Annotated in this window: 9 protein-coding genes and 1 pseudogene; 3 read left to right on the forward strand and 7 right to left on the reverse strand. The window is 32.5% G+C overall.

Annotation, left to right across the window (positions count from 1 at the left end; all coding sequences use genetic code 11):
* Nucleotides 1–98: 98 nt before the first annotated feature.
* The 5 genes from GJV03_RS20450 to GJV03_RS20470 form a co-directional block, all read right to left on the reverse strand.
* The gene (locus tag GJV03_RS20450; RefSeq protein WP_154130997.1) at nucleotides 99–1,520 is read right to left on the reverse strand and encodes a hypothetical protein; all 1,422 of its coding nucleotides are present in this window, start codon (nucleotides 1,518–1,520) and stop codon (nucleotides 99–101) included.
* Between the two features lie 656 nt (nucleotides 1,521–2,176).
* The gene (locus GJV03_RS20455; protein WP_154130998.1) at nucleotides 2,177–3,247 is read right to left on the reverse strand and encodes a hypothetical protein; all 1,071 of its coding nucleotides are present in this window, start codon (nucleotides 3,245–3,247) and stop codon (nucleotides 2,177–2,179) included.
* 475 nt (nucleotides 3,248–3,722) lie between these two features.
* A complete protein-coding gene (gltS, locus tag GJV03_RS20460; protein WP_004720888.1) occupies nucleotides 3,723–4,943 on the reverse strand; it encodes a sodium/glutamate symporter in 1,221 nt (406 codons plus the stop codon).
* Between the two features lie 311 nt (nucleotides 4,944–5,254).
* Complete coding sequence (locus tag GJV03_RS20465; protein WP_154130999.1) at nucleotides 5,255–5,854, reverse strand: hypothetical protein; 600 nt, start codon at nucleotides 5,852–5,854, stop codon at nucleotides 5,255–5,257.
* Nucleotides 5,855–5,862: 8 nt separating this feature from the next.
* Nucleotides 5,863–6,846, reverse strand: coding sequence for an ion transporter (locus tag GJV03_RS20470; RefSeq protein WP_154131000.1), 984 nt, complete (start codon nucleotides 6,844–6,846; stop codon nucleotides 5,863–5,865).
* 481 nt (nucleotides 6,847–7,327) lie between these two features.
* On the opposite strand from GJV03_RS20470, the gene GJV03_RS20475 reads away from it, so the two are divergent.
* Both GJV03_RS20475 and mqo read left to right on the forward strand, forming a co-directional pair.
* Nucleotides 7,328–7,813 carry an Lrp/AsnC family transcriptional regulator gene (locus GJV03_RS20475; protein ID WP_004720894.1) on the forward strand — a complete coding sequence of 162 codons (486 nt, stop codon included), beginning with the start codon at nucleotides 7,328–7,330 and terminating at the stop codon, nucleotides 7,811–7,813.
* A gap of 319 nt (nucleotides 7,814–8,132) precedes the next feature.
* Entirely contained in the window at nucleotides 8,133–9,779 is a 1,647-nt protein-coding gene (gene mqo, locus GJV03_RS20480; protein WP_004720897.1) for a malate dehydrogenase (quinone), read from the forward strand.
* 354 nt (nucleotides 9,780–10,133) lie between these two features.
* Here mqo and GJV03_RS20485 read toward each other — a convergent pair whose 3' ends face one another.
* Nucleotides 10,134–10,466, reverse strand: a complete 333-nt coding sequence (locus tag GJV03_RS20485) for a helix-turn-helix transcriptional regulator (protein ID WP_004821175.1) — start codon at nucleotides 10,464–10,466, stop codon at nucleotides 10,134–10,136.
* Nucleotides 10,467–10,594: 128 nt separating this feature from the next.
* Between GJV03_RS20485 and GJV03_RS20490 the strand changes: the two genes are divergently transcribed.
* Nucleotides 10,595–11,023, forward strand: a complete 429-nt coding sequence (locus tag GJV03_RS20490; protein WP_154131001.1) for a hypothetical protein — start codon at nucleotides 10,595–10,597, stop codon at nucleotides 11,021–11,023.
* A gap of 32 nt (nucleotides 11,024–11,055) precedes the next feature.
* Here GJV03_RS20490 and GJV03_RS21650 read toward each other — a convergent pair.
* Nucleotides 11,056–11,291, reverse strand: a pseudogene (locus tag GJV03_RS21650) (hypothetical protein); the annotation flags it as partial.

The raw sequence follows: 11,291 nt of genomic DNA on the forward strand, positions 1-11,291 counted from the left end.
TAATTATTGATTAATGTAAAAACCGCCTTTACAGGCGGTTAGATTTTCTAATTTATTTTATATGATTAATGAAAACTCTTTCTACTGACTTAATTTTATTACTTAGGCTTTAGTCTAGTTTTGGTTAAAGCTATTGATAAATCTACCAAAGCAATATCAGCAAAATCATTTATAACCGCAACTAGCCCATTATGACTTTTTAATTGTTCTCGAGTATTTACACTTGATAATGTAGGATACAGAACAGAGTCAAAAAGTGCTTTTGTATCTGCCAATAAACTTCCTGTATCTGACAGAGCTATATCATTAACCCAAGAAGGATGTTTCACGAATGATGACCAATGATCGACGAAAAAATTACTTGCTGTATTTTGGCATTGAATTAAATTAAATTCTGAATTATTTATTTTAGGTAAAAAATTAACTACAGCTTTTTCAACATGCGAAGGATCTGTCATTGATGCACCATAATCTTGGTCGTTATAACTAGTTATGCTTTTTGGTTTATACAAAAAAACTGCTCGACCTTTTGATTTTAAATCATTCCATCTTTTAGAGTTTAAGCATGCAATTTCATCACCTTCATAAACTTGGACTCCGACAGATATTTTTTGATGTGCAATTCTTTCAAGCTCTATCTTCGAAAGAAAGGTAGCTATTTTAGAATCGATTCCATCAGCTTTGATTTCAATAAATACAACTTCTGTTGGATTTTCTATTAAAAATTTATTTACATCATTTAAAAAATCATCTAATGAACCTCCTGGTATAACACCATGTACATGCACAACTTGATTAAGTAATGAGATAAATTTAGCTGGTCTAAAATCAAAATGACGTATTCCCATTCTTAATAAATCATATGGTCTATCTTTTTGAGTAACAGCGAAATTGTATAGAATCGTAGGTAAATAAGCTGTAGCCACTCCACCAATCGTAGCAATAATCCAACCAATTACAGGTAACCAAGTTGTAAAATAAACAATAGGAATTAAACCAGAAATAGCTTCTGCAAGAAATTTTGAATCTATTTTCCACATCCCGGCGTCATGAGCACCTGGTAAAACCAGTTCATTAATTTTTGGATCTAAAGATTCTAATTCTTTCATCCAATTCTTTTTAGTGGTTGAAATATAAAGATAAGCCTGATCTTTTAGTTTCGCTGGGTCTTCATCACTAGCATGAGATACTCCGTAATTCATTACATATTCTTTATTGTTTTCATTAAAAAATTTAGATATTTGTTTTGAAGTTGGATTTCCCTCAATACCACCTGTAATCACATTAATTTTATAAAAAGCCTCTCCGCAATTCTTATTATTAACATAAGGTTGTAGGTGAAAATCACGATGAATTGTCCCTAATTTCATGACACATTGATCCGTTCCAAATGTACCAAAAGTTAGAAATTTTTTTTCATTTAGATAGGTTATTATTTTTACTTTGTCGCTTTCTGCATCAAATCTAGCTTTTGCATCAGGGTCACCTGTATAACCATATAATTTGAACTCAATACTCATTTTTCTATTCCTTTTAAGTTATTTTACCAAATTAATTTTTAACTATGCTTGAACTATTTATTCAATGACAAAATTAGTGAATACATTCGTTCAGCACTTATATCAATTTAATTTTTAAATACACAAATTCATATCACTGAAAATAGTGATTTTTGAAATAACATCACAACAAATGAATTTGCTAAAGAGGCTATTCGATAAGTGGATCGAGCAACAATACTTAGCTTACACTCACAAACATCAAAGATTTATGCAGCATGGAACAAAGGCTAATTGATCAATAATGCCTATAAAATCAGAATAATATAAGAAATTATCTATGCAATTGGTCAACAAAAGGAATTCGTCTTATATCTTGGTTTACGCTTAAGGGAGACGTATAGACATGGTTGAATAATTTGCTTATTTACTTGATTGATTCTGATAATAGAAATACGAGTAGTTCAATCTTATGGTAGTTTTTTGTGTGCAAACATCGATTATTGAAGGTGATATAAACCATCCTAACACGATTATTGTTAAATGGATTGAGTATGCAAATAAAATTTGACGAATAATTTACTTTAGCAAGTTTAATAAAAATGCTGAACACAAAGCTTAAACAATAGAATAATTTAATAAATAAAAACCCCAAAATTGGGGTTTTTATTTACACTCTAATTATGGTTATGATCAATTACTTTTCTCAAAGCAAATTTTAAACCTGTGAAACTTGTTGCACCATCTATCACAGCAAATCTAATCGGTACGTTGGTTTTTTGATGATCTTTATAAGTCATACGTACAATAAGAACTACGCGTTCATCATTTGGTAACTCATATGCCTTATAAATACCATAAAAATCAGCTTCTTTATTTTTAATTCCGTCTGCATAATACTCATCATTTCGCACATCTTGTTTACTAGTAATGCTATTACCAGCGTGATTGTAACCACCTTCAGCCGTCATAAATGCATGATTAAGAACAATGCCTTCTTTTTCTTTTTCTAAATTTTCAACACAATTTCTTAAATCATTATTTTTTAAATCAGCATCGTTAATGATCTTTTTTGTGATTTTAAGCAATCCATCAATAGCTTTTTCTGTTTCAGGTTTTGGAAATAACTTATTAAGATCTGCACCTAAAATTAAATGCTCATTCTTAAAATCAAAGGCAAAAAAATCGAATGCATTCATCTCATATTTTACTTTAATCTTCACCTCCATTACTTGCCCATAATCATTTTCATTAAATGAATCTATTTTTTCAGGGGCAAGCTTATTTTCAAAGCGATTTCGTAATTTTTTTACATAAATTATTTTAAAATCAGTTTCATTTAAAACGACGCCTGTCTCAATAACTAAATCATTTTCCAATAAATCATAATTGAATTCTTTACTACTTTCTCCCAATAAAAAAAACTCATTTTGTTTTTGAAGAAATTTATATATTTTTTCTAAATTCTCTCTTGAAACTTTATAAAAATGTACACGTTTATCATTAAATGCAACATTTTTAAAGAGTAGTTTTTCTACCGCATCTTTAATATCAAATAAAGTTTTTTCAACATTACCAGAATCTAATTTATCAACTTTTGAAATGAGATACTTAAATGCATTTGTACTTTTAAATCCTAGTTTTATAAATTCAGAGTTTAACTCTCCACAAGATGCACCTCTTGTTTGTAACTCTCTTATTTTATAAATTATTTCTTTCTTAAGTTCATCTAAATTATTTTTAGTCATACAACCTTCTATAAGATCCATTAAAATGATTTAATTCTTATATTATATCAACAAAAACAATATATTCATTTTAATTTGTAACAATATAATTTTAATTTATTATTCTTTGATCTAATCAAAACAATATTCATTTATCGTTAAATTCTCAAAACTCTATACATGGCTTTAAGATTAAAGACTTGAACCTGTTAGCCCATTCTAGTGTCCTTTTATAGCTATAACTTCTATCCTAAAACTGCTTACTATTTTAAAGCCACAAACTATTTTAAAGTGACTTACTTTTTATAAATTTTAAAATCATCAACAGAAAACCTTAGTCTAAATCACGATTTATTGCAGCCATATGAATTGTATAAAATAGTATGAGATTCAAAAGAATAATGATCAAACTGATTTAAATACAAAAAAAACAGCCACTTTTTGTGGCTGTTTCCCAAATGCTTAAGTCATCACATCGCTTTTTCTAAAAGAACATTTAAAAGAACTTTGTAATGGTTTGAATGACCACTGCATTCACAATATCAACAAAAAATGCGCCGGTTAGAGGAATAATTAAAAACGCTTTATGTGATGGTCCATAAGTATTCGTTACAGCTTGAATATTGGCAATAGCAGTCGGTGTTGCACCTAAATTTACCCCACACTGACCTGCACACAATACTGCTGCATCATAATTTTTACCCATAACTCGAAAAGTGACAAAAAATAGATATAAAGCAAGAAAAACCGTCTGAACGATCAGAATGATCACCAATGGACCTGCTAAATCAGCAAGTAACCACAATTGCAAAGACATCAAGGCGATAGCTAAAAATAAAGCCAATGAGGCATTACCAAACACATCAATACAACGGTCAAACAGTTCAATTTTAAATACATATTCCAGTGTATTACGTAAAAACACCCCACAACCCAATGCCCATACAAAAGTCGGTAATTCAAACCATTGTCCTTTGGCAACACCCGTCATAAAGTTAGCAAAGACAATACACAGTGCAAACATTCCTATGGTTTTAACTGCATCATCAGCGGTGATTAAACGGGTTTTTTCTGGATATTCAAATGGCGCTGTTTCAGCAGATGGAGGAGCTTGCATACGCGCTGCTGATGGCGCTATTTCTTCAGCCAATTGATAACGACGAATCAGAAACTTTGCAACTGGACCACCCATCATTCCACCAATGACCAGACCAAATGTCGCACTCGCCATCCCTAAGACAATCGCACCTTTGATACCATAATTTTCTTCAAAAATACTGCCCCATGCTCCAGCTGTACCATGCCCACCAGTTAAAGTGACGGATCCTGCAATCAAGCCAATCAAAGGATTCAAATCTAGTGCGGTTGCCAAACTTATCCCAACTGCATTTTGCAATAGCACATAAATCACTACGCAGACCATAAAAAGAAGCAGCGACTTACCCCCTTCTTTTAACTTAAGCAGACTTGCACTCAGTCCAACAGAAGTAAAAAACATCAACATAAAACTTTGTTGAATATTGGCATTAAAATTTACGGTTAAATTAAATTGCTTAAAAAGCACAAAAGTTACAGCAGCAGCAATTAACCCACCCACGACAGGTTCAGGAATATTATATTGCTTCAATATACTGATCTTATTTACAAGAAAATAACCAATAAAAAGGACGGCTACAGCAATTGCAATCGTGCCAAAAATATCAACATTAATGTTCATTGTTAACCATTCAAAACTTTTATGGCGTTATTAATACTTAAATTTACTCAATAATTCATTAAAAAATATGTAAAAAATAAATTTAAAACTCTTATTCGGCTATCCGTTGGTCAAAATATTTAGAAGACTTTTCATCATTATACAGATTGAATTTATCGTTTTTATGGTTAAGCGCTTTCAGCATTTGGAGCAGATAAAGCCAGGATTGATTCGTATCAGCCAATATAAGGATGGATACAGCTATGCAGATGATGACTGCTGAGTCTAAATAATTCACTACTTATATCATGATAAATGGCAATTACTCATCTTCATTTTAGAGTCAATTCATTATTAAAAAAATTTTCACGCTGAATCAATTCATCCCACTCCCTATAACTGTACAACTTCAAATTTTCGACTTTATTACCTGTTAATAAATAACGTCCATCCCATGACAATACTTCACGACAGTCATCAGGTTGAATTTCCGAAAATTTCGGTAATTGAAATAAATGCTGTTCTAAAATCATTCCTATTTCCAATAGTTCTTTGAGATTTTTCACATTTTTTGGAATCATTGAAAACAACGGACACAAAGTTAAAATCTCTGCCACGATTCCGATTGGTTCTTCATACAAATCATCTAGACACCAGTTTCCATCCAAAGTTCTCCAGATATAGATATTCCAATGCCCTATACCAATAGTTAATGTTTCAGGATCGGCATCAGGTTCTTGATAATACACTTGATATTTTAAAGAAGCTGTAGACACGATATCCATTTGTGGAAGTTTTAAATATGGATAATTTTGAAAAACCTCCTCAAAAAATGATTGCAATCGTTTTTGTAAAATATCTAGCCCAAAACTTTCAGAAAAAATACTCACGAATTTAGCTTTTTGTTGTTCAGAAAGATTAAGTTTATTCATCCAAATACTCACTCAGGTAACTTATAACCGCAATTTGGACAGAAACAATACTTGTTTTTTTCTCTTTCCAATTCCTGTTCTTTACGTTCACGAATCAGTTGTAAAACAATATCTCGCGTCTGTTCAGCAGATAAGCCAACATCTCTACGAATATCATCAATCTTGTCTTCATCATGAATGATGTCAATTTCACAGCTTTCTAACAGATCTCGAAACTTTAACTCCAGTTGTTGCTTTCTTAATTCCAACTCATTGGCTAAACCATTTGCCAAGATACCAGCGGGTAAAGCAGCCAATCCAACACCGAGTATGGTAATCAAAGCACCAAGGAAACGTCCAAGTGGGGTAATTGGCGTTACATCACCATAACCCACAGTCGTTAGTGTTACCACCGCCCACCACATAGATGCAGGAATTGAACTAAAGACCTCAGGTTGCGCACGACCTTCGACAACATAAATGCCAGCTGCCGCCATCACGATCATAATCACCAAGATAAAAATCACTGCTTGAAATGAACCTTTTTCACGTTCTATAACGCGCAGTAAAATCTGTAGTGAAATAAAATATCGGGTAAGTTTTAATAAACGCAGTAAGCGTAGAATCCGCAAAAACCTTAAATCAATATGTACAAAGAAGTTTATATATGCAGGTAAAATCGCCAGTAAATCGATAATCGCAGCACCACTGGTCACATATTTCCAGCGTACTCTCCACTCAGAATCAAACGGTTCTTTTTCTGCAACACTCCAAAAACGTAAAATATATTCAACTGTAAAGACAATGATTGAAAAATCCTCAAATGCATCGAAGTAAAGCTGATAGGCTTTATAAACATCATTGATTGACTCTAAAAGTACTGCGACAACATTACCAATGATTAGAAAAATCAAAGAAAAATTGATCGCACGACTAAACCACGTTTCATAATCTTCGTTATGCAAATTGTCATATACAAATTTTCGGAGTGTGTACCAAGCTGTGAATCGCATGCATTATTCTTTATTTTAAAGATAAATCATCTTAATACTTCTCGATTTAATTGCACATCTTCAGCTGCTTGAGTTTACAATTTTGTTGATTATTTTGACTGTTAAAGCATCGAACTCAAAGTATAAATATATCTTATTCATTACATAATTTTTTGTTATACAATGAATAAGATTACAATGTCTTATTGAATCATATGCAATTTGTGAAGGCGCGGTTGAATTTTATCGTTTTAAAACTATTTTTATAATTTTTTTAAAGCGTAGAATAAGGTCGCGGACAGTATCGTTAAAGGCACCCTTTCCTCTAAAGATACTATCCGCTAAATCAAAGCCAGTCTCCCAAATGTCTTTGATTTGATAAGTTTATTCTAGCGTTCTACTGAATAGAATGTTTCCCGTATTTAATATAAATCTCCAGTATTTTCGGAATGATTTCTCATATATTTCATTATTCTCGAAAATATTTTCTGTGGTAAAGCTCATGAATGAAAGTCAGTACACTTTAGATAGGATTGATCGCAAAATTTTATCGGCACTTCGAAAAGATGGTCGTTTAACGGTCGCTCAGCTCTCTGAACTGGTTGGACTCTCCTCTTCGCCATGTTGGACACGTGTTAAACGTCTAGAATCTTTAAATGTCATTGAAGGCTATACTGCCACCATTAATGCCAAAGCCATCGGGATTAATGAACTATTTTTTATTGAGATCACCTTAGAACGTCATGATGACGAAATTTTAGAGCAATTTAGTGATGCACTCAGTCAAATGCCTGAGGTTGTAGAAGCGCATTTGGTAACAGGTGATTATGATTATTTGGTCAAAGTTGCGGTGAAAAATGCTGAACATTATGAGCGCTTTTTACGTAAAAATTTATATTCAATGAAAGGTATTCGCCATACTCGTTCTATTTTTGCTTTACGTCCTTTAAAGCTTGAAAATAAATCAGACCTCATGATGATTGAATAAGCAAAAAATCTTGAGAAGAGTTTTCATATTTAGGCTGAAAAACTCTTCTTTTCAGCATATTTTTTAGCCAGCTTAAAGCTACAAAAAGCTTAACACCTACAAAAAATAGTACTTTAGTCTAAGACTTTTTTGAATATTTATTACACAAAAATACTAATCAAATTTTAATCTGGTTGTTTTTTGTACACATCTTTACAAATTTAAAAACAAATTATTTCATATATTTAAATCATTTACGAAAAAAATCATTACACAAACTAACATTTATGTAACTTTTCTACATTACAATATTATTAAAACTTGATGAAACAGGAAATATATGAAGAGATTTTTTAAATACCTACTGATTGTCATCGGGGTTATATTTGTTATTGGATTGATCTTTTTATTCAGACCAATTGCTTCTAAAAAAGTCAACACAACAGCAGATGAACCAGTTGTAGATGTGGTACTTGTTGGTGGCGGTATTATGAGTGCAACCTTGGGGACTTACCTCAATGAAGTTGAACCAGACTGGACCATCAATATGTATGAGCGTTTGGATCAGGTAGGTCAAGAAAGTTCTGCAGGATTCAACAACGCAGGAACGGGACACTCTGGCTTTATGGAAATGAACTATACCCCTGAGAAAGACGGTAAAGTTGATATTAAAAAAGCCATTGATACTGCTTCACAGTTTGAAGTAAGTAAACAATTCTGGGCTTATCAGGTCAAAAATGGCGTGCTGGGTCAACCAAACAGCTTTATTAATCCTGTACCACATATTGCCTTTGTTTGGGGCGATAGCGTGAACTACATGAAAAAACGTTATGAAGCGATGAGTCAAAGCCCAATGTTCGAAGGATTAAAATATACTGAAAATCCTGCTGAAATTAAGCAATGGGCGCCTTTAGTTATGCAAGGCCGTGATGCAAACCAAAAAGTTGCTGCAACACGTATGGACGTAGGTTCTGATGTAAATTATGGTTCAATTACGACTCAATTAATTGATCATTTGAAAAAACAGCCTAAATTTAAACTTGAAACTTCATCTGAAGTAACAGGTATTAGTCAAAATGCAGACAAAACTTGGACTGTATCGTTTAAAAATCTAAAAACCAACACAACCAGCCATGTTAAAACTCGTCATGTGTTTATTGGTGCGGGTGGTGCTGCGATTAGATTATTACAAATGACAGGTCTGGAAGAAACTAAGCAATATGCTGGCTTCCCGATCGGTGGTATTTTCTTGATGACAGACAATCCAGCTGTTACATCACAACATACTGCAAAAGTCTATGGTAAGCCTGAATTAGGTGCACCTCCAATGTCTGTACCACACATTGATACTCGTTACGTTGATGGTAAAAAGTATGTATTGTTTGGTCCATTCGCAACCTATTCAAACAAGTTCCTAAAAAATGGTTCTCAGTTTGATTTGATTGATGCGACCAACAAAAACAATGTGATTCCGATGGCAACCATTGGAATGGAAAATCTGGACTTGGTGAAATATTTAGTCAGCCAAGTGGCGATGTCTAAGCAAGATCAGTTCAATGAATTGAAAAAGTATTATCCAGATGCAAAAATTGAAGACTGGACTTTAAGCCAAGCTGGCCAACGTGTTCAAATCATCAAAAAAGCACCGGGTAAACCTGCAACACTTCAATTCGGTACTGAGATCTTCACCTCTAAAGATGGTTCAATCACAGGCCTTCTTGGTGCTTCTCCTGGTGCATCAACCTCTCCATACATTATGCTGAGCTTGATGGAAAAAGCATTCCCTGAGCAAGTGAAAGGTAAATGGAATCCAAAATTGCATGAGATTGTGAAGTCTTATCAACAGGATCTAAATACCAACCCTGCTCTGCTTGATCAAGTGCGTACATATACCAGCTCGACTTTAGGTTTAAACTACACACCTACTCGTAAAGCTGCAAATGATGCGACAGCCGCTGCTGCACCTGCTGTAGCAAATGCACATTAATTTTCTTGTGTAAAAAAGATGAGCTACGGCTCATCTTTTTTATGGCTGAATATCTCATTTTGTGTTTTAATACAACCAGTATGAGATGAGCCTTATATAAGTATAGAGTGATCTATACGACTAGCCCCTGAATAAGGGGCTTTTTATTGTCTGATCATTTGATCAATAAGTTAAATGAGTATTATTATTTTAAAACGCAGTTAGTATATAAAAGTGATAAATTTCAAAGACACATACCGGGTTGATTTCAATTATATCAGGTTAGATTAAATTGCTTAAAATCATTATGCATAATGAAATAACTATAGAAGCTGAAGATCAATCGTATAATATTAATAAATATGAGATATAGAATTAGGACTTATTTTTAATCAAGCTATATATAAGCTGTTTTAAATTATCTTGAATATCTTTTGGGAGTTGTATGAATAGTGCATCTATGGGCATCTGATCCCAGTTTTCAGCAATGTTTTCATCATCATCTAAGCTTTCTGCCAATAAAAACAATTGCGCTACAGTGCAATTAAAAGCCTCAGCAAGGTACTGGAGTATTGCAGGACTGTACCCTTGATTGCCATTCTCAAGATTGGAAATATTACTTTTTGAAGTATTGGAAAAATCGGCTAATTGCTGCTGAGTCCAGCCTTTCCGTTTTCTCAAATAACGTATTGCATGACCTATATTCATTCTTTGATATTAGCTTAACAAAGTATCTTAGACGTATTGCAATGCAATATATTCTGCACCATAAGTATTGTTTTACAAAACAATAGTTTTGCAATACAATACCCATTGATTCACTAAAACTTAAAAAAATGATGACGTATTCTAATATTATTCAAAATTTATCTGCGGATTTAGCAAGTTCATTTGCCTTGATTCAAAGTATGCTTAAAAACTATTTTATGGATTTAAATATTATAGTGGTTAATAAAGATGAGTTTGACTACTTCTGTATGGCATTATTATTTACCATCTGTTCAAAAAATCTAAGCAATGATGATCAACAACTCATTTTATCTGGTTTTAAATACTCAGAATATGCAAAAATAAAAGTTAATTATTATATTGAGTATTTTAATTTAGACTCCTCTTGTCTTATCGGTGATTTAAATATCACTCCATTAACAAATACATTATTTGATTCTGTGAACACTGATTTTGATCCATCGAGCATCAATCATTATGTCGTTATTTTAGATTTTAAAAATATGATGGCTGATATTTTAAAAATGTATAGTTAACAAATTATTATTTTTATCAAAAAATAGCTGTACTAAATTCCTAAATGAACAATATACAATTGCCCATTTGAATCAATGACTTGTTTAATACATCCTTTCAGTTGGTCAAACTGGTCGACCACTTTATATTTCTGAAATATTAATTTTTCTTGCTCTTCAGCAAATTTATAAGTATATCCTTTACTAAATTTTAGAAATTTCGGAGATAGTTTTATAACATTTACAATACTGCTGATTATGTTATATGTGACTAAAGCCCCTTCAGAAT

The organism is Acinetobacter sp. RIT698 (genome assembly GCF_009668065.1).
Classification (GTDB): Bacteria; Pseudomonadota; Gammaproteobacteria; order Pseudomonadales; family Moraxellaceae; genus Acinetobacter; species Acinetobacter guillouiae.